Annotated in this window: 23 protein-coding genes and 1 pseudogene; 17 read left to right on the top strand and 7 right to left on the bottom strand. The window is 71.3% G+C overall.

Features of this window, described 5'->3' with window-relative positions:
* The first annotated feature begins 15 nt into the window (after positions 1-15).
* A complete protein-coding gene (locus LMU33_RS05915) occupies positions 16-582 on the top strand; it encodes a TetR/AcrR family transcriptional regulator (RefSeq protein ID WP_228617961.1) in 567 nt (188 codons plus the stop codon).
* Positions 583-678: 96 nt separating this feature from the next.
* On the opposite strand, the gene LMU33_RS05910 is transcribed toward LMU33_RS05915, so the two are convergent.
* Both LMU33_RS05910 and LMU33_RS05905 read right to left on the bottom strand, forming a co-directional pair.
* Positions 679-2,577 carry a glycoside hydrolase family 97 protein gene (locus LMU33_RS05910; protein WP_228617960.1) on the bottom strand — a complete coding sequence of 633 codons (1,899 nt, stop codon included), beginning with the start codon at positions 2,575-2,577 and terminating at the stop codon, positions 679-681.
* A 25-nt stretch (positions 2,578-2,602) separates the two neighbouring features.
* On the bottom strand, positions 2,603-4,939 hold the full coding sequence (locus LMU33_RS05905) for a glycosyl hydrolase family 95 catalytic domain-containing protein (RefSeq protein WP_228617958.1): 2,337 nt from the start codon (positions 4,937-4,939) through the stop codon (positions 2,603-2,605).
* Positions 4,940-5,188: 249 nt separating this feature from the next.
* Between LMU33_RS05905 and LMU33_RS05900 the strand changes: the two genes are divergently transcribed.
* Positions 5,189-6,847: a penicillin-binding transpeptidase domain-containing protein gene (locus tag LMU33_RS05900; protein WP_228617956.1), complete on the top strand. Its 1,659-nt coding sequence runs from the start codon at positions 5,189-5,191 to the stop codon at positions 6,845-6,847.
* Positions 6,848-7,075: 228 nt separating this feature from the next.
* Here LMU33_RS05900 and LMU33_RS41905 read toward each other — a convergent pair.
* Positions 7,076-7,195 (bottom strand): annotated as a pseudogene (locus LMU33_RS41905) (methyltransferase); the annotation flags it as partial.
* Here LMU33_RS41905 and LMU33_RS05890 point away from each other — a divergent pair.
* The 5 genes from LMU33_RS05890 (at position 7,194) to LMU33_RS05870 (ending at position 12,852) form a co-directional block, all read left to right on the top strand.
* Positions 7,194-7,706: a redoxin domain-containing protein gene (locus tag LMU33_RS05890; RefSeq protein WP_228617954.1), complete on the top strand. Its 513-nt coding sequence runs from the start codon at positions 7,194-7,196 to the stop codon at positions 7,704-7,706. The pseudogene LMU33_RS41905 and the gene LMU33_RS05890 sit on opposite strands and share 2 nt — an antisense overlap.
* Positions 7,707-7,976: 270 nt before the next feature.
* Entirely contained in the window at positions 7,977-9,425 is a 1,449-nt protein-coding gene (gene argG, locus LMU33_RS05885; RefSeq protein WP_228617953.1) for an argininosuccinate synthase, read from the top strand.
* 151 nt (positions 9,426-9,576) lie between these two features.
* A complete protein-coding gene (locus LMU33_RS05880) occupies positions 9,577-10,533 on the top strand; it encodes a GlxA family transcriptional regulator (RefSeq protein ID WP_228617951.1) in 957 nt (318 codons plus the stop codon).
* 115 nt (positions 10,534-10,648) lie between these two features.
* Complete coding sequence (gene gap / locus LMU33_RS05875; RefSeq protein ID WP_228617950.1) at positions 10,649-11,662, top strand: type I glyceraldehyde-3-phosphate dehydrogenase; 1,014 nt, start codon at positions 10,649-10,651, stop codon at positions 11,660-11,662.
* A 113-nt stretch (positions 11,663-11,775) separates the two neighbouring features.
* Positions 11,776-12,852, top strand: a complete 1,077-nt coding sequence (locus LMU33_RS05870) for a fatty acid desaturase family protein (RefSeq protein ID WP_228617948.1) — start codon at positions 11,776-11,778, stop codon at positions 12,850-12,852.
* A gap of 63 nt (positions 12,853-12,915) precedes the next feature.
* On the opposite strand, the gene LMU33_RS05865 is transcribed toward LMU33_RS05870, so the two are convergent.
* A complete protein-coding gene (locus LMU33_RS05865; RefSeq protein ID WP_228617946.1) occupies positions 12,916-13,755 on the bottom strand; it encodes a sulfite exporter TauE/SafE family protein in 840 nt (279 codons plus the stop codon).
* A gap of 85 nt (positions 13,756-13,840) precedes the next feature.
* Between LMU33_RS05865 and LMU33_RS05860 the strand changes: the two genes are divergently transcribed.
* Positions 13,841-14,608: an AraC family transcriptional regulator gene (locus tag LMU33_RS05860; protein WP_228617944.1), complete on the top strand. Its 768-nt coding sequence runs from the start codon at positions 13,841-13,843 to the stop codon at positions 14,606-14,608.
* Between the two features lie 30 nt (positions 14,609-14,638).
* Here the strand turns inward: LMU33_RS05860 and LMU33_RS05855 are convergent, their stop codons facing one another.
* Together LMU33_RS05855 and LMU33_RS05850 are read right to left on the bottom strand one after the other, a co-directional pair.
* On the bottom strand, positions 14,639-15,301 hold the full coding sequence (locus tag LMU33_RS05855; protein ID WP_228617942.1) for a response regulator: 663 nt from the start codon (positions 15,299-15,301) through the stop codon (positions 14,639-14,641).
* Complete coding sequence (locus LMU33_RS05850) at positions 15,298-16,551, bottom strand: sensor histidine kinase (RefSeq protein WP_228617941.1); 1,254 nt, start codon at positions 16,549-16,551, stop codon at positions 15,298-15,300. Before LMU33_RS05850 ends, LMU33_RS05855 begins: the two co-directional genes overlap by 4 nt.
* Before the next feature lie 133 nt (positions 16,552-16,684).
* Here LMU33_RS05850 and LMU33_RS05845 point away from each other — a divergent pair, with 133 nt between their 5' ends.
* The 9 genes from LMU33_RS05845 (at position 16,685) to LMU33_RS05805 (ending at position 23,889) form a co-directional block, all read left to right on the top strand.
* A complete protein-coding gene (locus LMU33_RS05845) occupies positions 16,685-17,605 on the top strand; it encodes an ABC transporter ATP-binding protein (protein ID WP_228617939.1) in 921 nt (306 codons plus the stop codon).
* On the top strand, positions 17,602-18,423 hold the full coding sequence (locus tag LMU33_RS05840) for an ABC transporter permease (RefSeq protein WP_228617938.1): 822 nt from the start codon (positions 17,602-17,604) through the stop codon (positions 18,421-18,423). The genes LMU33_RS05845 and LMU33_RS05840 overlap by 4 nt, the downstream gene beginning before the upstream one ends.
* A 158-nt stretch (positions 18,424-18,581) precedes the next feature.
* Entirely contained in the window at positions 18,582-18,746 is a 165-nt protein-coding gene (rpmG, locus tag LMU33_RS05835) for a 50S ribosomal protein L33 (RefSeq protein WP_133923221.1), read from the top strand.
* A gap of 47 nt (positions 18,747-18,793) precedes the next feature.
* Entirely contained in the window at positions 18,794-19,054 is a 261-nt protein-coding gene (locus LMU33_RS05830; RefSeq protein ID WP_228617936.1) for a type B 50S ribosomal protein L31, read from the top strand.
* Positions 19,055-19,090: 36 nt separating this feature from the next.
* Complete coding sequence (gene ykgO / locus LMU33_RS05825) at positions 19,091-19,213, top strand: type B 50S ribosomal protein L36 (protein WP_153537567.1); 123 nt, start codon at positions 19,091-19,093, stop codon at positions 19,211-19,213.
* 382 nt (positions 19,214-19,595) lie between these two features.
* On the top strand, positions 19,596-20,498 hold the full coding sequence (locus LMU33_RS05820) for a polysaccharide deacetylase family protein (RefSeq protein WP_228617934.1): 903 nt from the start codon (positions 19,596-19,598) through the stop codon (positions 20,496-20,498).
* Between the two features lie 208 nt (positions 20,499-20,706).
* Complete coding sequence (locus LMU33_RS05815) at positions 20,707-22,158, top strand: purine-cytosine permease family protein (protein WP_228617932.1); 1,452 nt, start codon at positions 20,707-20,709, stop codon at positions 22,156-22,158.
* A gap of 125 nt (positions 22,159-22,283) precedes the next feature.
* Entirely contained in the window at positions 22,284-22,949 is a 666-nt protein-coding gene (locus LMU33_RS05810; RefSeq protein WP_228617931.1) for an acetate uptake transporter, read from the top strand.
* Positions 22,950-23,151: 202 nt separating this feature from the next.
* Positions 23,152-23,889, top strand: a complete 738-nt coding sequence (locus tag LMU33_RS05805) for a DUF1345 domain-containing protein (RefSeq protein ID WP_228617929.1) — start codon at positions 23,152-23,154, stop codon at positions 23,887-23,889.
* Between the two features lie 226 nt (positions 23,890-24,115).
* Here the strand turns inward: LMU33_RS05805 and LMU33_RS05800 are convergent, their stop codons facing one another.
* Complete coding sequence (locus LMU33_RS05800) at positions 24,116-24,421, bottom strand: GatB/YqeY domain-containing protein (RefSeq protein ID WP_228618362.1); 306 nt, start codon at positions 24,419-24,421, stop codon at positions 24,116-24,118.
* Between the last annotated feature and the right edge of the window lie 70 nt (positions 24,422-24,491).

Below are 24,491 nucleotides of genomic sequence, written 5' to 3'. Positions count from 1 at the left end.
ACGTAAGATCTCGGCATGGGTAGATGGGAGCCGGACGCGCGCGGACGCCTGGCGAAGGCCGCACTGGAGCTCTACGCCGAGCACGGGTACGAGCAGACCACCGTGGCGGAGATCGCCAAGCGGGCCGGGCTCACGGAGCGGACCTTCTTCCGGCACTACGCCGACAAGCGCGAGGTGCTCTTCGCCGGCGCCGGTGAGCTGGAGGATCTGTTCGTCCGGGCGGTCGCGGACGCTCCGCGGGCCGCGGTCCCGCTCGACGCCCTGACGGTGGGGCTCGACGCCGTCGCCGAGATGTTCGCCGACCGACGCGAGTTCGCGCGCCGGCGGCACGCCGTGATCACGGCGAACGCGGAACTCCAGGAGCGCGAGCTGATCAAGCTCGCGTCGTTGGCGGCCGCGCTCGTCGACACGTTGCGCGGCCGTGGCCTCGCGGAGCCCACCGCGAGCCTGGCCGCCGAGGCTGCGGTCGCCGTCTTCAAGGTCGCCTTCGAACGCTGGATCGCACCGGGCGAGGAACGCGCGATGCGGCAGCTGATCCGGGAGTCACTGACCGAGCTCAAGGCCGTGACCTCGGGCGTCTAGGCGCCGCACGGCAGCAGGTGTTTGCCCGTCCCGGTCGTGCGTGCGGCCGAACCGCCCTGTCGGCGCAGGGCAGTTCGGCCGCTCGGGCGCGAGGGGTCAGCGGTAACAGGTGGTGATGCCGGGGTGCCAGGGGCAGGCGATGCCCGCGAAACCGCCGTTCGCGGTGATGCCCACGCTGAACGTGTCACCGCCGCGCAGTACCTGCCGGTCCTGGACGAGTCCGTCGGCGCCGTCCCGGATCGTCTCGACCAGCCACCGTCCAGGTCCGATCCGCAGCGGTACCTCGGCCGTGCGGGCGCCACCCGCGTACACCCCGCCGAGGAACCAGCGGTCGCCGCTGCGCCGGGCGAGGACGGCCTCCTGCCCGGGGCGGCCGGCGAGCAGCCGGGTGTCGTCCCAGGCCGCCGGGACCTGTTCGAGGAAGCCTCGGGCGAGCGGCCGGGCGTCGTACGCCTCGGGTGTGCCCGCGAACATCTGGAGCCCCGACTCGTAGGCGACGGTGAGTCCGACCTCGGCCGCGTCGGAATCCGGGCGCCGGCCGACGCGCTGGAAGCCGCCCGGCGTGAAGTCCATGGAGCCGATGACGTTCCGGGTGAAGGGCAGGGTGGTGAGGTGGACGGCGGTGTTGGTGCGCTTCTCCTCGCCGCCGACACCCTCCATGGTCATCACCTGCGGCCAGGCGCGCTGGATGCCCTTGGGGATCGTGGAGCCATGGAAGTCGACCATGAGGTGGTGGGCGGCCGTCTCCCGGAGGATCGTGTCGTACCACTGGAGCATCGACTGCGACTCCGAGTTCATGAAGTCGATCTTGACTCCCTTGACGCCCCACCGCTCCAGCGTGGGGAGCCACTGGGCGCGTTCCTCGGGTGTGTCGAGGTCGCGCTGGTGGATCCAGACGACGATCCCGACGCCCTTGGCGCGTGCGTGGTCCACGAGCTGGGGAAGCCAGCTGTCCGTCTGCCAGTCGGGATCGGTGGTGTCCCACGCGTCGGACCTGAAGTACCAGCCGGCGTCGACGGCTTCGTACGGCCAGTGCCGCTCGGCGGCGTAGTCGACGTACGCCTCCTGCGCGGCGAGGCTCTGGCCGGCCGCGCGGCCGCCGGCGAGCCAGGTCCACAGCACGGTTCCGGGGCGGATCCAGGAGGTGTCGGAGACCTGGGACGCGGGGGCCAGGTCGTCGGTGAAGGTGGACCCGGTGACGGTGGCGAGGTCACCGGTGATCAAGGCCCGCCAGGGGGTGGTGAGGGGCCCGTCGGTGTGGACGCGGTCGTCGGCGAGCTTGATGCGGTAGGTGCCGGTGCCCTGGGTGTGGGCGAGCCGGGCGCCGGAGTAGGTGCCGGTGAGGTCGGACTCGGCGAGCAGGGCGTAGCCGCCGTCGGTGGCGAAGAGGGCCTGGTCGGAGTACTCGCCGGTGGGGGCGGTCGCGGCGGTGTACTCGTTGAACTGGCCCTCGTTGTCCACCCGGTAGGTGCCGAGCCAGGCGCTCGCGTCCGGCGGCAGGTTGAAAGCGGAGGTCTCGCCGACGACGTCGCCGTACCCGGAGGGCAGGACGTACCGGTAGGCGACGCCGTCGGCGGAGGCGCGGACCACGAGGTCGAGGCGGGCGCCGGCGCCGGAGGCGAAGGACAGCCGGGTCTCGTGCATCTGGACCCTGCGGTCGAGCCGCTTTCCGGACTTCGTCCGGTAACGCTCCCCGATCGTACGGTCCTTGCGGCGCACGAAGCGCAACCCCTGTGACAGGTCGGCCTGTTCGGTGACGATGCCGAGGGGCGACGGCTCGACGACGGTACGGCCCTCGCGGGACACCGACAGGGACAGCGTGCCGGTGGTGTCGTCCAGGGATATTCGGGCGCGGGGTGCGTGCGTCGCCTCGGACACGGCCCAGGTGCGCGCGTGCTGCTCGGCCCGCGCGGGCACGGTCGCGAGGAGCGTGGCCGCGAGCCCGGCGCAGAGCGCGGCGACCACGGATCTTGCTCTGGTCAGTGGAACAGCCATGGAACCCTCCCCTTCCGGACGGCGGTTACGGCAGGCCCCACGCCGGGCCCGGCTCGCTGACGGCGACGGGGGCGATGACGAGGTCGGGCCGGGAACCGGAGTGCACGAGCACCTCGCGGCCCTTGGGCAGGTCGATGGCGAGGGTGCCGTCGCCCAGGTCTCCGGTGTGGGCCGGGGTGCCGTCGTCGAGCACCGCGGTGAGGGGCCCGCTCAGGCCGTGCCGGAGCCGCAGCGGCTCGCCCGCCAGACTTCTGACCCGGATGAACCGGGTGGCCCCCGCCTCGCGCACGGCACTGACCAGGAAGGCGCCCTGGGTGCGGAAGTTGTGCAGGGTCACGTCCTTCCAGGCGGACGGAACGGCCGGGAAGACCCGGACGACGCCGCCCCAGCTCTGGCAGAACATGTCGTGCAGGGACTGCGAGGCGGACAGCGGCGTCTCGATCACCGGACCGGCCTCGGTGTAGTGGGTGTTGGCGCGGCACGGGTACCGGGTGCTGGGGTCGAAGAACTTCCGCAGGTAGCCGATCGCGGTGTCGCCGTCCCCCGTCAGCGCGTAGATCGAGGCGGCGCCGGTGTAGCTGTAGCCCCGGTGGGCTCCGGTCAGCGCGTGCCAGTGGACCACCGACTTGATGATCAGGTCGCGGTTCTCGGGCTGGTCCCAGTTGACGAGGTGGAGCGGGTACACCATCAGCAGGTGCGAGTAGTGCCGGTGCGACTGGGCGTACGGGGTGTCGGCGCCGATCATGAAGCCGTTGTCGTCGACCGGGTACGGCGTGAGCCGGGCCAGCACCTCCTGCCAGCGCGGCTTCGACTCGTCGTCGATTCCCAGCAGGTGCGCCGAGTCCAGGAGCGTCTGGCAGCCCCAGCGGATCAGGGCCAGGTCGTAGTTGGTGTCCTGCGGCGGCACCACGGGATATTCCGGTGAGAGCGTGCTCGGCAGATGGAGCTTGCCGTCGCTGCCCGGGGCGAGGAAGTGCAGGTAGTAGTTGATCGTCCGGCGCAGTAGGGGGTAGATCGTGTCGCGCAGCAGGGACGTGTCCATGGAGTGCCGGTACGACAGCCACACGTTGTGCAGCGCCCAGGTGAGGTCGCCGGTCTCGGCTCCGGTGCCCGGTTGTCCCACCTCGCGGTTGCAGAACATGTCGGAGCTGCGTCCGATGCCGGAGCCGTCCGAGCGGTAGGCCGCGGGGACGTTGGCGGTGAGCTGCTCCTGGTTCTGGCGCAACGTGCTGGCCAGCGAGTCGAGTTCGGGGTGGTTGAAGCCCTGGATGAGCCAGTACTCCAGCTGGACGTTGAGGTTCCACCAGACCGCCGGCCAGGGGGTGGGCTCCAGCCACGGCCCGGAGGTGGCCATCACGGGGCCGCCCGTGCGGCTGGCGGAGGCGACCTTGTAGAGCTGGATCCAGTGGAAGCTCTGCAGCCGCTGGTCGGGGAACGACACGAAGCTCTTCCGGTAGAACGCGTGCCACCAGCCGGTGTGCCGGCGCCGCAGGACGTCGTACGACGGCGCGCGCCGGAGGTTGCGCAGCGAGTCGGCCTCGGCGGCGGCGGACGAGGGGAAGCTGTGGCCGACGCTCAGCAGGAGGTCGTCGCCGGAGCGGCGGTAGGACGTCACGGTCCGGCCGCCGCCGGTCAGCGGCTGGAGCACCTGGGCGGTGTCGTCGGCGGTGGTCCGGGTGGTCCAGGGAGGGTTGGCGGTGTATCCGGCGGGCGGGGCCTCCTGGATCTTGCGGGGGCTGATGGCGTCCTCGGGGTGGAACGTCCAGGTGACCTTCTCGCCGCCGGCCGCCGTCACGCGGGCGGCGAAGACCTCGTCGTGGATGAGCGCGGAGAGGGTGAGGGTGCCGGCGGTGGTGGTGACGGTGCCGGTGAGTTCGGCGTTCCACAGGCTCAGCCGCCAGTCGACGGCGGTGATGGTGCCGGCCGGGTCGAGCGTGAGATGTCCGACCGGGAGCCGGCAGGTGCCCCAGCCGCTGCCGAACTCGGGCCGGTGGTCCTGGACGCGACCGTGCTGCACGGTGAAGCGGATCCGGTTGGGCCCCGGCTCCTGGTAGACCATGCTGCCGAGCAGCCCGTCCCCGAGGAACGGGCCCTCGTACCAGAGCGTCGGCAGCCTGGTCCACAGCAGGTCCTGGCCGCGCAGGAACCCTTCCCACGCGCTGTCGGAGGTCATGGTGTCGCGGAGTCTCCAGGGCCGCCCGGCTCCTTGGCCGGTCGACCCGGCGCCGCCGGACGGCCCCGTCCCTTCGGACTGCGCCGCCCGGGCCGTCCCGGGCAGCGCCGCCACCGCCGCCCCGCCCAGCGCGGTACCGAGTACGGATCTGCGGGGAACCGGCGAGCGTTTCTCCGGCTGCGAGGTCATCGTTGCCCTCCAAACCTGACGGTTCATCGAAACATCGGGTGTATCGGGGAACGTAGGGATGGCTGACGTGCGTGTCAATGAGTTGGTCAACTGTCGCTGGTGAACACATCCGATGTATGGGGGTGTTGCTGTCAGGTCGCCCCCTTGGGTAGCGGCTCGTGGGGCGCCGCCCCGGGCACCTTGACGTTCCGATAACGATCTACCGGAAATCGGCACACTCGTTCGTGCAACATACATACGATCCTGCGTATGAACAGAGCTGTGAAGATCGGCCTCGCCGGTACCTGCACCGCGCTGCTCGCCCTCGGGGGAATCGGTACCTACAACATCCTGCACGGCCTGGCCTCGGGCTCGGCTGGTGACGCGGACTCCCGGGATGCGCGCGCTTTCGACCCGTCGGCGCTGTCGAGTACACCCCCGTCGGACGCCGAGGCGGTGAAGCGGGCCCGCGCCTTCCTGGACGGCTGGTCCCGGCAGGGCCTCGACGGCGCGGCAGGCGACACCGACGTACCGGGTACGGCCTCGCAGGCGCTGCGGGACTACGCCGACGGCCTGCACCTGAAGAAGCTGTCGTTCGGTCACATCGTGTCGGCGGGCCCCTCGTCGGTGACGCCGGGTGCCACCAAGGTCACCTTCGACGTGACCGCCCAGGTCGCGGGCGGCACCTGGAGCTACCCGAGCGCGGTGGCCGTGCTCAAGAGCACGAACGGTCGCACGGCCGTTCACTGGAACAACTCGGTGCTCTATCCGGGCCTGGGGGACGGCCAGTCGCTGACCGCGGGCAAGCTGCCGGCCGGCGCGGGCGGTACGAAGGTCGCGGCGAGCGACGGCAGGACCGACCTGTCCGGCTTCGCGTCACTGCGGGACATCGCGGCCACGATCGCCAAGAACGCGAAGCCCACGGGCGGTACCCCCGGAACGGGCGTGGCCGTCGTCGACGCCGAGGGCGCGGGCGTGAAGACGCTGAAGGTCTTCTCCAAGGGCCGCCCCGCGGTCGTCAGGACGACCATCGACGCCGGCCTCCAGACAGTGGCCGAGCGCGCGGTGAAGGACGACCACCTTCAGCAGAAGCCCGCCGGTACCGTGGCACTGGACTGGCGCAACGGCCACATCCTGGCGATCGCGCACTCGGGCGACGACGGCGACATCGCCATCAACGGCATCAAGTCCCCCGGCTCCACGATGAAGATCATCACCTCCGCGGCCCTCTTCGACAAGGCAGGTCTCACGCCGAGCAGTCCGGCGCCGTGCACGGACTCGCTGATGGCCAACAGCCAGCTGTTCCACAACGACTCCGGCGTGCGGGCCAACCCCGGCTCCTCCCTGGCCCAGGCGTTCACGGTGTCGTGCAACACCTCCTTCATCAAGGACGGTTTCCACCACCTCGTGCACGGCGGCGACGCCTCGGCGCTGAACGACGAGGCCGTGAACGTCTTCGGCATGGGCAACTGGTCCATCGGCGGGGGAGTCGCCACCACCGACCCGAGCATTCCGCCGGACGTCCAGGGCGGCGACCAGGCGGCCCAGTTCATCGGCCAGGGCAAGGTCACCGCCACGCCTCTGTTCATGGCGTCCGTGGCGGCCACCGTCCGGGGCGCCGGCTTCGAGCAGCCGGTCATCCTGCCGGGACAGCACCAGGAGACGGTGTCCCGGCCCATCTCCGCCCGCACGGCCGGCTATCTGCAGTCGATGATGCGCAATGTGGCCACCAGCGGTACGGCGGCGCCGCGTCTGGGCGGGCTGGTGGGCGTCGGCGCCAAGACCGGCACCGCGGAGGAGGGCGACCACACCAACGGCTGGCTGACCGCCTACAACTCCCGCATCTCGGTCGCCGCGCTCGTCGAGGGCGGCAGCTCGGGCGTGGACTCCGCGGGATATGTCGTACGACGGCTGCTGACCGGCAGCTGAACCTCGACGCCCTCGGCAGGCTGGTGATCCTTCCTGCCGGGGGGCGGCGTCCCCGATGGCCGTCGGCGGGCGGTGTCGTCCTGCCGGACGGTCGCTCACTCGGTGACGAGGGCGAGGGTGAAGCCGTCGTAGTCCTTGGCTCCGACCGTCTGCAGGGTGGTGATCAAGCGGCTGCTCGGCGATGAGTTCGGTGAAGCGGCGCACGCCATGCACGCGCGGGTCCTCGCTGACCGCGTCGGTGACCGCGCCCTCGCGGACCACGTTGTCGCCGACGATGGTGCTCCCGGGCCGGGTGAGCTCGAGGGACCACTCCGGGTAATCCGGGTGGGCTGGTTTGTCGGCGTCGATGAAGGCCAGGTCGAATTCGGCGACGGCACGCTCACCGGCGAGGCCCCCGACCGCGGGGCCGAGGCCCAGCGGGTCGCCTCGCTCCGCGGCGGGACCGTACCCCTCGATCTCCGGCTGCCGGGAACCGACGGCCGCTCGCACGACCCCGTGGCAGCCGCGCCCGGCCCGACCGTGCTGTTCGCCCTACCCTGCGGCCGGCATCCCCGGCATCCCCGGCATCCCCGGCATCCCCGGCATCCCCGGCGTCCCGCCCGGCCTCGTCGGGCCGCCGATCCCCGGCAGTGCGGGCTGCACCCTGGAGAACCGCCAGTTCCGCGCCGCCTGGCGGCAGTTCGATGCGGCGGGCATCGTCGTCCACGGTGTGAGCACCCGGACCCCCGAGGGGCAAGCCGCCTTCGCGCGGTCCGAGGACCTGCCCTTCCCCCTGCTGTCCGACGCCCAGCTCCAGCTCACCGCGCGCCTGCGGCTGCCGGCTTCCGGGCCGCACAGGACCTGCGCATCAAGCGGCTGATCCTCGTCGTCGCTCCCGACCGGACCGTACGGCACACGCTGTTCCCGGCCACCGGCATCCCCGCCGCGGTGGAGCAGGCATTCGCCCTCGCCGTCGCCGCGGGCGGGCATGTGCCCGCTGGGTGAGACCGACGTCATCGAACGCCACGCCGACGATGCGCGCCGGCCTCCGGGCAGGTGCCGGCTTGATGTCCGCCTCCGGCCGCCACCCGGGTACGAGAAGTTGGATCCGGGCTATGCATGGGCATGCGTAATGATGCATACTCTTCCTATGTCCAAGGTCCTCACTTCCCTTCCGGTCGGCGAGCGCGTCGGAATCGCCTTCTCCGGCGGCCTCGACACCTCGGTCGCCGTCGCGTGGATGCGCGACAAGGGCGCCGTCCCGTGCACCTACACCGCCGACATCGGCCAGTACGACGAGCCCGACATCGCCTCGGTACCCGGCCGTGCGACGGCCTACGGTGCCGAGATCGCGCGCCTGGTCGACTGCCGTGCCGCCCTGGTCGAGGAGGGGCTGGCCGCGCTCGCCTGCGGCGCGTTCCACATCCGCTCGGGCGGGCGTGCCTACTTCAACACCACACCCCTCGGCCGCGCCGTCACCGGCACCCTCCTGGTCCGGGCGATGCTCGAGGACGACGTACAGATCTGGGGCGACGGCTCCACCTTCAAGGGCAACGACATCGAGCGGTTCTACCGCTACGGCCTGCTCGCCAACCCGCACCTGCGGATCTACAAGCCCTGGCTGGACTCCGACTTCGTGACCGAGCTGGGCGGCCGCAAGGAGATGTCCGAGTGGCTGCTCGCGCACGGCCTGCCGTACCGCGACAGCACGGAGAAGGCGTACTCGACCGACGCCAACATCTGGGGCGCGACCCACGAGGCGAAGACCCTGGAGCACCTGGACACCGGGGTCGAGACCGTCGAGCCGATCATGGGCGTGCGGTTCTGGGACCCCTCGGTCGAGATCGCCCCCGAGGACGTGACGATCGGCTTCGACCAGGGCCGCCCGGTGACGGTCAACGGCAAGGAGTTCGCCTCGCCGGTCGAGCTGGTCATGGAGGCCAACGCCATCGGCGGCCGGCACGGGCTCGGCATGTCGGACCAGATCGAGAACCGGATCATCGAGGCCAAGAGCCGCGGCATCTACGAGGCGCCCGGCATGGCCCTGCTGCACGCGGCCTACGAGCGCCTGGTCAACGCGATCCACAACGAGGACACGCTCGCCCAGTACCACAACGAGGGCCGCAAGCTCGGCCGCCTCATGTACGAGGGCCGCTGGCTGGACCCGCAGGCGCTGATGATCCGCGAGTCGCTGCAGCGGTGGGTCGGTGCCGCGGTCACCGGCGAGGTGACCCTGCGGCTGCGGCGCGGCGAGGACTACTCGATCCTCGACACCACGGGCCCGGCGTTCAGCTACCACCCGGACAAGCTGTCCATGGAGCGCACCGAGGACTCCGCGTTCGGCCCCGCGGACCGGATCGGCCAGCTCACCATGCGCAACCTGGACATCGCCGACTCCCGCGCGCGCCTGGAGCAGTACGCCGGGCTGGGCATGGTCGGCACCGAGCACCCGGCCCTGATCGGCGCCGCCCAGGCCGCCTCCACCGGCCTGATCGGCGCCATGCCGCAGGGCGGCGCCGAGGCGATCGCCTCCCGTGGCGAAGTCACGGAGGAGGACGCGGCCCTGGACCGCGCCGCGATGGAGTCCGGCACGGACTGACCGGCCGCAGCGGCCGCACACCTTGGGCAGCGGGCCCCGTCGGTTCAGCTCCGACGGGGCCCGCCGTCGTACGCCCGTCGTCCGAGAAGACCTACCCGCAGGCACGGGGAGGACTGCGAACGCCTCGTGAGCTTCTCGTACCCTGTGTCCCGTGCCGTCCCCCCGTCTGCGACGCGTCGCCGTCCTGGTGCTCGAAGGCGCCAAACCGCTCGATGTCGGGATCCCCGCCCAGGTGTTCACGACGCGGGCGAGCATGCCGTACGAGGTACGGGTGTGCGGGGCGCAGCCCGGGCTCGCCGCGGGCGGAGACGGGCTGTCGTACCACGTCGCCCACGGGCTCGACGCGCTCGCGTGGGCGGACATCGTCTTCATCCCCGGATACCGGTTTCCGGACCGGGAGGATCCGCCGCGGTCCGTCGTCGACGCGCTGCTCGCCGCCCACGCCCGGGGCACGCGGCTCGCCGCGATCTCGACGGGGGCCTTCGCGCTCGCGGCCACGGGACTGCTCGACGGCAAGCGTGCGACGACGCACTGGCACTACTCGCGGGCCCTCGCCGCGAAGCACCCGCTGATCCGGGTGGACGAGAACGTGCTCTTCGTCGACGAGGGCAGCGTGCTGACTTCGGCCGGCGCCGCCTCCGGCATCGACCTGTGCCTGCACATCCTGCGGAAGGACCTCGGGGTCGCCGTGTCCAACCATGCGGCACGGCGCCTGGTCGCCGCCCCCTACCGCAGCGGCGGCCAGGCCCAGTACGTGCCGCGCAGCGTGCCCGAGCCGCTGGGCGAACGGTTCGCCGCCACCCGCGAGTGGGCGCTGCACCGCCTCGGCGAGCCCCTCACCCTGACGGTGCTCGCCCGGCACGCCGCGGTCTCACCGCGCACCCTCTCCCGGCGCTTCGTCGAGGACACCGGATACACGCCCATGCAGTGGGTGATGCGCGCCCGCGTCGACCTGGCCCGCGAGCTCCTCGAACGTTCCGAGCGCAGCATCGAGCAGATCGCCGCTGACGTCGGCCTCGGCACCGGCACCAATCTGCGGACCCACTTCCAGCAGATCCTCGGCACCACCCCGAGCGAATACCGGCGCACCTTCACCCAGGGCGAGTAGCCCCTGGCGCGATCCTTGCGAACCATGGCGCTCTCGACACGGTCATGCGCGAAGGCGGCACGCGACGCTGGTGGGGAACCGAGGGAGCCGAGGGGAAACCGAAGGGACACCGCCCATGACTCGCATTGCCATCAACGGATTCGGCCGTATCGGACGCAACGTGCTGCGCGCTCTGCTCGAACGCGGCAGCGCCCTCGAAGTCGTCGCCGTGAACGACCTGACGGAGCCCGCGACCCTCGCACGGCTGCTCGCCTACGACAGCACGGCCGGCCGGCTCGGCCGTCCCGTGACCGCCGACGGAGACGCCCTCGTCGTCGACGGCCGTCGCATCACGGTCCTCGCCGAGCGCGAGCCGTCGCAGCTGCCGTGGGCCGACCTCGGCGTGGACATCGTCCTGGAGGCGACCGGCCGCTTCACCTCGGCGAAGGCCGCCCGGGCGCACCTCGACGCCGGCGCGAAGAAGGTGCTCGTGAGCGCGCCGTCCGACGGAGCCGACGTCACGCTCGCGTACGGGGTCAACACCGACGCCTACGAACCCGACCTGCACACGATCGTCTCGAACGCCTCCTGCACCACCAACGCGCTCGCGCCGCTGGCCGCAGTGCTGGACGAACTCGCCGGGATCGAGCACGGTTTCATGACGACCGTGCACGCCTACACGCAGGAGCAGAACCTGCAGGACGGTCCGCACCGCGACGCCCGCCGTGCCCGCGCCGCCGCGGTCAACATCGTGCCGACGACGACGGGCGCGGCCAAGGCGATCGGCCTGGTGCTGCCGGGCCTCGACGGCAAGCTGTCGGGCGACTCGATCCGTGTGCCCGTTCCGGTGGGCTCGATCGTCGAACTCAACACGACCGTCGCGCGTGACGTGACCCGCGACGACGTCCTGGCCGCGTACCGCGCCGCGGCACAGGGACCGCTCGCCGGCGTCCTCGAGTACTCCGACGACCCGCTCGTGTCCTCCGACATCACCGGCAATCCGGCCTCGTCGATCTTCGACTCGGCCCTGACCCGAGTCGACGGCCGGCACATCAAGGTGGTCGCCTGGTACGACAACGAGTGGGGCTTCTCCAACCGCGTGATCGACACGCTCGAACTCCTCGCCGGGTCGGCCTCCCGAGAAGCCTGAGGTCAGCGGCTCGGCAGGGGGGCAACACCCTGGGGTGCCGTAGGGAAAGCCCCCCCATCGGGTCGGGGCCTGACCGGATGTTCCGGCCGGACGGGCGCGCCGAGACTCGACGCATGACGATCTCCACGCATGCCTCGTCCGCCGCCGAGGCGTCCGCCGCCCGTGCCCGTACGTCCGGCCCCAAAGGCGGCAGCGACTTCGCGCGGCTGTCCCGGCGTATCACCGAGGCGGGCCTGATGGGGCGGCGCCCCGGCTACTACACGGCACGGCTCGGTCTGGTGACCGCGCTGCTGGCGGCGGGCTGGGGCGCCTTCCTCGTGCTCGGCGACACCTGGTGGCAGCTGGCGGTGGCGGCCATCCTGGCCTTCGCCTTCGGCCAAGTCGCCCTGGTGGCACATGACCTGGCGCACCGTCAGGTGTTCCGGCGTGGACGGCCGAGCGAGACATGGGGCCGGCTCTTCGGCAATCTCGGCATCGGCATGAGCTACGGCTGGTGGATGAACAAGCACACCCGCCACCACGCCAACCCCAACCACGAGGAACTCGACCCGGATGTCGCCCCGGACATCCTGGTGTGGTCCACCGCCCAGGCCCGCGACAGCCGTGGCCTCGCCCGTCTCATCGGGGGACACCAGGCGTGGCTCTTCTTCCCGCTGCTGACCCTGGAGGGCTTCAACCTGCATGTCGCGAGCCTGCGGGCGCTGCGCTCGCCCGCCATGAAGCACCGGTTCCTGGAAGCCGGCCTGCTCCTGCTCCACCTCGCGGCCTATGTGTCCGCGCTGTTCCTGGTGCTCTCGCCCGGCAAGGCGGTCGCGTTCCTCTTCGTGCACCAGTGCCTCTTCGGTGTCTACCTCGGCTGCACCTTCGCACCGAACCACAAGGGCATGCCCACGTTCAGCGGCGACGAACGCCCCGACTTCCTGCGCCGCCAGGTCCTCACCTCCCGCAACGTACGCGGCGGCCGGCTCACCGATGTGCTGCTCGGCGGGCTCAACTACCAGATCGAGCACCACCTGTTCCCGAGCATGCCCACACCCCATCTGCGGCGGGCCCAGGTCATCGTCCGCGCGTACTGCGCGGAGATCGGCGTGCCGTACCACGAGACCGGCCTGATCCGGTCCTACCGCGAGGCCCTCACCCATATGCACCGGGTGGGAGAACCGATCAGGCGGCAGCGGAGGGCATCCTGACGACAGGCGCAGGGGATGTCCGACGGAGCCTGACGACAGCGCCCCGGAAGGGCCTGCGCCCGCCTAGCCCGCGAGCAGCATCGCGGCCTCCACCACGCAGAGCAGCGCGAGATAGGTCCAGGCGTAGGCGCGGTCCGGGATCCGGGGCGGGCGCCGTCGCAGCACCGCGATGACGGGCAGGGCGCCGACGAGCAGAGCCGCGGAGGCGCGCAGGTCGACGAGGCCGACCAGGTGCAGGTGTGTGCCGGCGGCGAGGACGCCCGTGTCGCCGTCCAGGGAGAGCACGGTGGCGGGAAGGGCGATGGCGAGGGTGAGGGGATTGGCGAGTGCGGTCGCCGTCCGCATCGGATGTCCGGCGCGGCGCAGCGCCGGGACGGTCATGACGCTGCCGCCCACACCCAGGAAGGCAGCCACCGCCCCGATCGGAGCGCCGAGCACGGCCGGCAGCGGACGGCTCTCCTCGACCGTCACTCCACGGGCCTCCTCGACCGCCCCCTCGCGTACCCCTCCGACCCGTGCGCGGGGGCGCAGGAAGCCGGGGCGCAGGAGCAGGTCGACGATGGTGAGAGCCACGTACCCGACAAAACCCCAGTGGGCCTGACCCGGCGGGGTGTGGTGGGCGGCGAGCGCGCCGCCCGCCGCGCCGGCCGCCAGCAGGAGCAGCAGCGTGCCGCTGCCGCGCAGGGCGGCCAGGACGGACCGGGGTGTTACGGCCGTGGCGAACGCCGCGTTCACCAGCATGACCAGGGCCGAGGTGGCCGTCGCCACCCGCATGGCGTCCGTGCCGAGGGGTGCGTTCGCCCACACCACCACCGGGACCGCGACGAATCCGCCGCCGAACCCGAACAAGACGGTGGTCACCCCGGTGAGGAGCCCGATTCCGAGAAGTGCCAAGAAGTCCACGCGGCCACCTCATCAGTCACGACGAGCTTCCCGCATGCGATGTCCGGCACCATTCCTTCGAGACTCGGCCACCTACAGTGGCCGCGTGAAGAACGTCTCCCTGGACGACCTCGACCATGTGGACCGCGCCGTCCTGCCCATCGGCACGGACTACGCGCCCGGTCATCTCCTCGACTGGCACGAGCACCGGCGCGCGCAGTTCCTCCACGGCGCCACCGGCGTCATGGTCGTCGACACCCCCGGGGGCACCTGGACCGTCCCGCCGGAGCGAGCCGTGCTGATCCCGTCCGCCACCCGGCACCGGGTCCGCATGCTGGAGGTGAGCACCCGAAGCCTGTACATCGAGCCGGATGCCGTGCCCTGGTGGCCCGGCACCTGCACGGTCGTGGACGTTCCGCCCCTGTTGCGCGAACTGCTCCTGGCCGCCGTCGAGTTCGAGGCCGACTACGGCCTCTCCGGCCGCGAGGGCTGCGTCGTGGCGCTTCTTCTGCACGAGATCGCCGCGCTCACGCCGCTGCCGTTCCATGTGGCGATACCCGCCGCCCCCGACCTCGCGGCGATCTGCCGTGCGTACCTGGCCGCCCCGGACGCCGGAGTCACCAACGCGGAATGGGCCGCACGGACGGCCATGAGCGAAAGGGCCTTCACCCGGCGGTTCCGCGCCGAGACCGGGGAGAGCCCGGCGGTCTGGCGTACCCGCGCGCGGCTCCTCGCCGCGGTGCCGCTGCTGCGCACGGCGTCGGTCACCGAGGTCTCCGGCCGCCTCGGCTACGCCTCGCCCGCCGCACTGACGGCCGCCTTCACCCGCGCGTTCGGCATGCCGCCGTCCCGTTTCTCCGAGCCGGTCCTGTGACTTGGACAAACATCCAGGAACGTACGGTGCTCAGTTCCACGGCGTGACCAGCCCCGCCTCGTACGCGGCGATCACGAGCTGAACCCGGTCGCGGGCACCGAGTTTGCTGAGCAGCCGGGAGACATGTGACTTGGCGGTGGCCACCGTGATGAAGAGGTCCTGCGCGATCTCGGTGTTGGACCGCCCGCGTCCGACCAGGGTCAGCACTTCCCGTTCCCGCTCGGTGATGCCCTCGAGCAGTCGCCCGGAGCGCTCCGGAGCGGCCGTCCGGCGTTCGACGAAGTCCGCGATCAGACGGCGTGTCACACTCGGCGCGATCAGTGCGTCGCCGGCGGCGACCACGCGGATCGCGGCGAGGATGTCGTCCAGCGCCATGTCCTTGACGGCGAAGCCACTGGCACCGGCCCGCAGCGCGCCGTAGACATGGTCGTCCTCGTCGAAGGTCGTGAGGATCAGCACGCGGGTCGACGCGTGGTCGGCCGTGATCCGGCGTGTGGCCTCGATGCCGTCCATGCCGGGCATCCGGATGTCCATGACCACGACGTCGGGGCCGGTCTCCCGGACCTGCCGGACCGCCTCCTCGCCGGTGGCGGCCTCGCCGACGACCTCCAGATCGGGATGATCGGCCATGAGGACCCGCAGTCCGGACCGTACCAGCGGCTGGTCGTCGGCGAGGACGATCCGGACGCTCATCGGGTCTCCACCGCGACGCCGACGGGTTCGGGCAGCGGCAGCCGGGCCGCCACACGGAAGCCGCCCTCGGGACGCGGTCCGGCGCTGAACCGGCCGTGCAGCAGCGCGGCCCGCTCCCGCATGCCGACGATGCCGAAGCCGTGGCCCGAGCCCTCCCCGGCGGCACCGCACCCGTCGTCGACGACCTCCACGGACAACTCCTCGTTCCCGTAGTCGACGGCAACCGTGCAGTACCCGGTGCCCGCGTGGCGGACCACGTTGGTCAGCGCCTCCTGCACGATGCGGTAGGCCGACAGATCGACGTCGGCCGGCAGCGGCCGCCGCTCCCCGCTGACGCGCACCTCGACTCGTACCCCGGCCTCGGCCGTCGCCGCGGCCAGCCGTTCGACGTCCGCCAGACCCGGCGAGGGCGCGGGCGGCGTCCGTTCCGCCGTCGCGGTGTCCGGCTCGGCCTGACGGAGTGCCACCAGCGTGCGGCGCAGGCCGGACAGGGTCTGTCTGCTGGTGCTCTCGATGGCTCGCAGAGCGTCGCGGGCCGCATCGGGTTGTGTGTGGATGACCCGGCTGCCCACCCCCGCCTGGATCGCGATGATGCCGACGGAGTGCGCGATCATGTCATGCAACTCCCGTGCGATCCGCAGCCGTTCAGCGGTGACCGCCTCGGCGACCTCCTGTGCGCGCAGCGCCACCGCGTGCTCGCGGCGCTCGCGGCTCAGCAGCCCGAGCATGCACGACGCCGCCATCGCCAGCAGGCCGACCACACCGTCCACGATCAGGAACTCCGGGCCGTGCGCGAACAAGCCGATCGCCGTCAACTGCACACCGAATGCCAGAGTCACGGCGACGACACAGACCCGGCGCCTGCACGTGGCGACGATGTACCCCAGCACGAGGTCCGCCGCCAGGTACGCCAGGAACTGGCCCTGATAGGACAGCGTCAGGCTCGCAGCGGTGGTGCGAGGAGGGACGACCACCACGGCGGTGGCGCCGAGAAGCGTCAGCGCCAGGGCCGTCAGCGGCCTTCGCCGCAGCACCCCGACGAGCAGGGCAAGCGCCGGCAGCGACCCGACCGCGAGAAGAGGGCCCGCGTCCGGTGGCGCGCCCGACACCAGGACCAGCAACAGGAAGACGTACAGCACGCCCCCCGCCCAGGCCGTGACCGTCGCTCGCGTCACCGCGGTCGGGCCCTTCCGGCGACTGCGTCGGGCTGCGAAGGACGCCAGGGCGGCCGGGTCGTCGGTGATGGTCATGCCGCGAGACTAACCAGCCGTCCTCGGCCACGGCATCGGCCCCGGGACGTACGCCCACGGGCCAATCCGGTGCGCGCGTTTGCCGCCCACGGCCCCATGCCCCTACAAGGCGCCTCCGGGCACCGTTGGCGTCATGATCGAAGTCAACGAACTCACCAAGCGCTACGGCGACAAGACGGCTGTGGAGCGCCTGACCTTCACCGTGCGGCCGGGACAGGTCACCGGCTTCCTCGGCCCCAACGGAGCCGGCAAGACCACCACCCTGAGAATGATCCTCGGCCTCGACGAACCCACCGCCGGCTCCGCCACGGTCGGCAAGACCGACTTCCGCAGCCACCCGCGTGGCCTGCGGCACGTCGGCGCACTCCTGGACGCCGGCCAGGTGCACGGCGGACGCAGCGCGGCAGCCCACCTGTCCGCACTGGCCCGAAGCAACGGCATCCCGCCGCGGCGGGTCGAGGAGGTGCTGCAGGAGGTCGGGCTGGCCGAGGCCGCGCGAGGGCGCATCGGCGGTTTCTCGCTCGGCATGAAGCAACGGCTCGGTATCGCCGCCGCCCTGCTCGGCGATCCACCGGTGCTGATGTTCGACGAGCCGATCAACGGCATGGACCCCGAAGGCGTTCTCTGGGTGCGGCGCCTCTTCCGCCGACTGGCCGCCGAGGGACGTACGGTCTTCCTCTCCAGCCACCTGATGTCGGAGATGGAGAACACCGCCGACCAGCTCGTCGTCATCGGCCGGGGCCGGCTGATCGCCGCCGAGCCGCTGGAGGAGTTCGCGGCCCGCGGCACCCACCGCAGCGTGGTGGTCGGCAGCCCGCGGGCCACGGAACTGGCGGCCGTCCTGACCGCCGCCGGAGCGTCGATCTTGCCGCAGGGCCCGGCGGGCGCCGGGAGACTCGCCGTGACCGGCTTGCCGGCGGACCGGATCGGAGCGCTCGCCCTGGAACAGCGGATCGCGCTGACCGAGCTGACCACGCGAACGGCCTCGCTGGAGGAGGCGTTCATGGAACTCACCGCCGACAGCGTCGAATACCTGGCAGGACAGCACCGATGACCACCCTCACCAGCCCCTCGCCCGCCCGTTTCCGTGACCTGATCGCCGCCGAGTGGATCAAAACGCGGTCCCTGCGCTCCACTTGGTGGACGATCGCACTCGTCGGCCTGTTCGTGATCGGTTCCGCCGCCGTGGCGGCACTCGCGGACTCCCACAACCTGGCGGCCGCCCGTACGACCCCGAGCGGCCCCGCCGACTTCCGGCCCTTCGACGCCTTTCCACAGCCCGGCTACATGACGCTGATGCTCGTCGCCGGCAGCGTCGGCGCCATCACGGTCGTCAGCGAGTACAGCAGCGGCCTGATCCGCACCACCACCGTGGCCGTCCCCGCCCGCGGCTCGGTGATCCTGGCCAAGGCGACCGTCGTGGCCGCACTGTGGATGGCCGTAGGCACAGTCGTCGCCACCGGCTCCTTCCTCGTCTCCCAAGCCATCCTGGACGCACAGCACGCGGGCGTGTCGATCACGCATCCCGGAGTGCCGCGGGCACTCGTGGCCTCCGCGCTGCTGGCCCCCGTCTGCGCACTGATCGGGCTCGGCCTGGGCGTGCTGATCCGGCACAGCGCCGCCACCATGGCCACCTGCGCCTTCACGCTGCTGATGCTGCCCACCGTCTTCTCGCAGAGCAAGCGGTGGTCCGCCGACGTCAACCACACCATGGTCGTCGCCGCCTGGCAGCGCCTGGTCCAGAACTGGGCACCGGAGCCCGGCTCCCGCATGTTCAGCGCCACGGTGCCCGGTTCCTGGACGGTGTACGGGCTGTGGCCGCTGATCGCGGTCGTCGTCGCCGTGCTGGTCGTCAGAGGGCGGGACGTGTGAACGCGGGCTCCGACGACGCGCTCGCGGAGTCCCGCGCGAGAGCCCGCCACCGCACACCGTGAGCGGCGGGAATGCCCGCGGCCCCCGCACGGTTCACCTCATCGAGCCCACTGACATGCCCTGGCCAATCGCCGGGGTGCGGGTGAAGGGAGATTCTCATGGCACGCAGCACCGCGCGTCCCGTCGTCAGGCTGAAGTCGACGGCGGGTACCGGCGTCACCTACGTGACGCGCAAGAACCGTCTGAGCGACCCCGACCGGCTCGTCCTGCGCAAGTACGACCCGGTCGCCGGCCGGCACGTCACCTTCCGCGAGGAACGCTGAACCACGCCGCCGCCCTCTCGGGCCGACGGCCACCAGGAGGCACATCCATGAGGCCAGGCATCCATCCCGCATCCCGGCTCGTCGTCTTCCGCGACCGGGCCGCCGACGCCCTCTTCCTGACCCGTTCGACCGCCACCGCGTCGAAGACCGTCGTCTGGGAAGACGGCACCACCTACCCGCTGGTCGACGTGGAGACCTCGTCGGCGAGCCACCCCTTCTACACCGGCACGGCGCGGGTCGTCGACAGCGCCGGCCGCATCGAACGCTTCCAGCGCCGCTACGGCCGTCCTGCCGCGTCCCGCGGCTGACTGCCCTGTGTCCCTGAGTAGGAGGAGAACCCAGCCATGAAGGTGCGCAAGTCCCTGCGCTCACTGAAGTCCAAGCCGGGCGCCCAGCTGGTGCGCCGCCGCGGGGTGGTCTTCGTCGTGAACAAGAAGAACCCCCGCTTCAAGGCACGCCAGGGCTGACCGGCCTCGACGGGAGGACATGTGCCCGGTCCTGCCCCGCGCAGGGCCGGCCGGCACCGGGTCGGAGGTGTCTTCGCCGCCTCAGGGCGGAGCGCCGAGGCCGGCGCGCCAGGGTGAGGCCGTCGGCGGTGACCTCCTACGACCCATCTCGGGAGCTGACCTCCTCCGCGCCGCTCCGGCACAAGTCCTTCTCCGACGGGGCGTCCTCCGCCGTACCGCTTCCAGCCGGGAACGACAGGCGGTGCCACCGTGCCTCGACTCGCGCCCGATTCTGGATGATCTCTTACCGCGGTCTTCACGGTCGCGGACGGTCCGCTGCGTACGGTTGCCGTCGTGGCCGGCTGCCGACCGTGGCAGCCTTCGATCAGGTGTGGGGGAACGGATGGCGGCTGGTCGCCGTGCGGTGCTGGCCGCCATGGCGGGAGGGCTGCTCGCCGGTTGCACGGGCCCGAAGAGCGGGGGCGGCGACTCCGCCACCCCCTCCTCCGGCCCGGCCGGAGCGGACTCGGGCGCGGCACCCCCGCCCACCCCCGGCACGACCCCCTCGGCCACGGCCTCCACCACGCGGCCGCCCGTCACCCGCGCGGAGATCGTGGCCCGCTACGGGCGCAGCGAGCCACACACGTGGGGCTTCGACGCCCCGGGCGTGGTGCACTCCCTGCCTCGCACGACCCGTGACATCGCGCTGACCTTCGACGCGTGCGGCGGGCCCGGCGGCAGCGGCTATGACCGGGCGCTCATCGACCTTCTCCGCGCACGGCACATCCCGGCGACGCTGTTCCTCAATTCCCGCTGGATCGACGCCAACCCGGCGGTGTTCCACCGGCTGGCCGGCGACCCGCTGTTCGAGATCGCCAACCACGGCACCCGGCACCGCCCGCTGTCCGTCACCGGTCGCTCCGCGTACGGCATTCCCGGTACAAAAGGCGCGGGCGAGGTGTACGACGAGATCGCCGGCAACCAGGCCAAGCTGGCCCGCCTGCTGGGCGCCCCGCCGCGCTTCTTCCGGTCCGGCACCGCGTACTGCGACGACATCGCGGCCCGCATCGTGACCGACCTCGGGGAACGCTTCGTCAGCTTCTCCGTCAACGGTGACGGCGGTGCCACCTTCACCGCCGAGCAGGTGCACACCACCGTCGCCTCGGCTCGGGCCGGTTCGATCGTCCTGTGCCACATGAACCACCCCGAGGGCGGCACCGCAGGGGGCATCGCAAGCGCCGTCCCGCACCTGCTGGCCAGGGGCCACCGCTTCGTCCGCCTCTCGGACGGGTTGCACCGGACCTGACATGTGTCACGCAGCGGGACGGCAGGCGTACCGAAGGTGACCGGTCGTCGCTCAGGGTGACCGCACCGACGACAGCGCGCTGAACGCGGCGGGCCGGCTCGCTCCGCTGCCCCTCGCGGCCCTTACTGGCCGTGTCGCACCACTCGTCACCGCGTCCCCTTGGGATCACAATGTGTCCCACAGGCAGACCGGCCGCCGGGGAGGCGTCGTGAGCACATCAGCTGAGCCAAGGGTGTCCGGCCTCGAGGTCCGGTCCATCGACTACGTCCCCCTGGACGAGCGGCACGGCAAGCTCTGGCACCTGGGCCCGCTCTGGTTCATGTCCAACGCACAGATCGCGACCCTGGCCGTGGGGCTCATCAGTATCACCGAGGGCGGCAACCTGATCTGGTCCCTGCTGGCCATCGTCGCCGGCACCGTCATCGGCACCTTCTTCATGGCCTTCCACTCGGCACAGGGACCCCAGCTGGGCCTGCCCCAGATGATCCAGTCGCGGCCCCAGTTCGGTTACGTCGGCGCCCTCCTGGTGTGGCTCTTCGCCTATGTGCAGTACGCGGGATTCAACGTCTTCAACAGCATCCTCGCCGCCGACTCCCTGCACACCACCCTGCACGGCAGCGTCAAACTGTGGGTGGTCGTGGTCACCGTCGTCGCGCTCGTGATCGCGCTGGTGGGCTACGACATCATCCACAAGGCCGAGAGAGTCCTGACGTACACCTTCCTGGTCGTCTTCGGGATCTTCACCGTGGGCGTGCTCGTCACGCTGCACTACCCGGCGGGCTCCTTCGACCTCGGCGCCTTCAAGTGGACGCCGTTCCTCGCGCAGTTCGGCGTGGTCGCCGGCTACCAGATCAGCTGGGCCATCTACGTCTCCGACTACTCGCGCTACCTCCCGCCGGACGTGACGGTCCGCAAGACCTTCTACTGGACGTACTTCGGCTCCGCGCTCGGCGGCATCTGGCTGATGGTCCTCGGCACGCTGCTCGCCGCGTGGGCCGGCAAGGACTTCGATACGATCAAGTCGATCAACGCCGCCGGAGACAAGGTGTTCGACGGCTTCGGCGCGGTCGTGCTGCTCTTCGCCGCCCTGGGCCTGGTGTCCGTCACCGCGCTGAACATGTACGGCGGTTCGCTGACCCTCATCAGCGGCATCGACTCGTTCAAGCGGGTGCGGCCGACACTGGGCGTACGCCTGCTGACCATCGGTCTGACCGCCGCCCTCTCCCTGGTCGGCGCACTGGCCGCGACCTCCAACTTCCTCGAGAACTTCAACAACTTCCTGCTGCTGGTCCTCTACCTGTTCATCCCGTGGACCGCGGTGAACCTGATGGACTACTACGTGGTGCGCCGCGGTCACTACGCGATCGCGGAGATCTTCAACCCGCATGGCATCTACGGCCGTTGGGGCTGGCACGGCATCATCTCCTACGTGGTCGGCTTCGCCGTCATGATCCCGTTCTTCTCCGTCGGCACCCTGTACGTGGGTCCCGCCGCCAAGGCGCTGGGCGGAGCCGACATCTCGTTGTTCATCGGCCTTCCGGTCGCCGCGCTGCTGTACTGGTGGCTGACCCGCTCGATCGACGTGGCTGCCGAGACACGCATCGCCCAGGCCGAGGCGGAGGCGCTGGAGCAGGCGGCCCACGAGCACCGCGAGCCCTGACGGCTGCTGTCGGCCGGCTGCTGCCGGCCGAGGCCGGGTCGCTCTTGTGCGTCTACCAAATACGACAAATGGGTACTTTCTGTAAGGTAGGCGCAGGCGGCTCTGGTCGAAGGGATGTGCCGGTCATGAACGAGGACACGAGGAGCCTCCACCCCGAGCAGCAGTCCGCGGAGAGCCCGCGCCCGGCGGTATGGGGCGATCCGGCCGCGCTGGGCCTGGCCGGCTTCGCGCTGACCACGCTGATGCTCTCGATCAGCAACACCAACCTGCTGAAGGAGGCCGGCGCTATCGTGCCGTTGCTGGGTCTTGCCGCGTTCTACGGCGGCCTCGCCCAGTTCGTCGCGGGCCTGTTCGAGTTCCGCCGCGGCAATACGTTCGGTGCGACGATGTTCTGCTCGTACGCCGCCTTCTGGCTGTCCTACTGGTGGATCGTCCCGCGACTGGCGTTCGCCGGTGACACGCACAACGCGGTCGGTCTGTTCCTGCTCGGCTGGATGATCTTCACCGCGTTCATGGCCGTCGCCGCGCTGCGGGTCAGCCTCGCCGTGCTGGCGATGCTGGCACTGCTCACGCTCACCTACCTCTTCCTGGCCATCGGCGCCTTCCAGAGCGGCGCGCAGCCGCACGCCATGACGCAGGTGGGCGGATGGTTCGGCGTCCTCACGGGTCTCGCCGCCTGGTACGCGGCGGCGGCGACCGTCATCAACGACACACACGGCCGCACCCTGCTGCCCGCGGGCCCGCGACGGCCCGGCGTGGCGCGGCCGGCAGGGGACGAGCGGGTCGTCTGAGGCCGCCGCGGGACGGCAGCGGTCCGCTTCGGCAGCCGCCCCCCGCTCGGGCCGAGTCGGAACCGACCGACGTACGGCCGGCGGCTGGTTCGGCGCGCCACCGGGGAACTGCGTCGAAGTGCTGCCGTCCGACAACACGCACGACCGCCTCACCGGAGTCCCGGTTCCCGCCGGCACACACCGGCCCGGGACAATCCCCGTCATGAACGACGACATGGCTGACGCCCGGAGCCGACTGGCCAGGATCGAGCAGTTGCTGGAGAGCGGCGAACGGGAACTGGTCCCCGCCTGGCGCCGGGCGACCCGTGGTGAGCCGCGCTGGACGGTGACGGCGGTGATCCTCGCGGCCGTGGCCCTGCAACTGATCCTGCCGCACCGACTCATCCTCCTCCGCACGGTGTGGGCCCTGCCCGCGCTGGAGTTGCTGCTGCTGGCCGGACTGATCGCGGCCAACCCCCGGCGCGTGGAGCCCCACACCCGCCTGCTGCGCTACCTGGGCCTGGCCCTGACGTGTGTCATCAGTCTGGCCAACGGCTGGGCGGCGGTCCGGCTCGTAGAGGACCTGGTGAGCGGCAAAGGGGGAGAGAACGCCGTCCCGCTCCTGCTGACCGGTGGGGTCATCTGGGTGACGAACGTCATCGTGTTCGCCCTGTGGTACTGGGAGTGGGACCGGGGCGGACCCATGGCCCGGGTCCGGGGACAGCACCAGTTCCCCGACTTCCTCTTCGTCCAGATGCAGAGCCCGGAGCTGGCGCCGCCGGACTGGGAACCGGCGTTCCTGGACTACCTCTACCTCTCCTTCACCAACGCCACCGCCTTCAGCCCGACCGACGTCATGCCCCTGTCCCGCTGGTCCAAGATGCTGATGTTGCTGCAGTCGTCGGTGTCCCTGGTGACCGTCGTCCTCGTGGTCGCCCGGGCGGTCAACATCCTGAAGTAGCCGCAGGGAAGGAACGCTCAGGCGCCCCGGGCGCGGGAGACTCGCGCCGACGCGGGGCCCGGCGAGGCCGTGGTGCGCGTCCAGGCACCCGCAGGCGGGCGAGCGCTGCCGCACCGAGGCGCTGGAGATCCCGGCCGCGCCCGAGCCGCGTGGCTGCGCCGCACCGGTCGGCGATGCTCGGCGGTCCCGGGGCCGGGGCCGCCGAGTGCTCGTTTCGCGATCCCCGTCAGCCGAGGAGCCGGAGCAGTACGGCGGCCTCCGCGCGGAGCTGCGCTGCCCGGTCGGCCTGCGCGGGCGCCGTGAACTGCGCTGCGATCGCGAGCCGTTCGTCGGCCTCGGCACGCACGATGTCGGTGATGTGCTGTTCGCTCAGCTCGCGCCGGGCAGCCTCGGTGGCGCCGACACCGAGCGGCACCTGCTCGATGGCCGAGCCGCGCAGCTCGGCCGGGCCGACCGGTACCGCCTCGGCGTTGTCCACCGCGGCAAGCGTGGAACGCAGGGCGCCCACCGCGACCTTGTCGCGGGCACGCATCGCTTCTCGCAGGGCTTGACGCATATGAAGGCGCAGAGACATGCCGGTGACCCTATGGTCCGTCCCCGGG

The sequence above is a fragment of the Streptomyces barringtoniae genome (assembly GCF_020819595.1).
Lineage (GTDB): Bacteria > Actinomycetota > Actinomycetes > Streptomycetales > Streptomycetaceae > Streptomyces > Streptomyces barringtoniae.
This window is presented reverse-complemented; position numbering and strand designations above follow the sequence as displayed.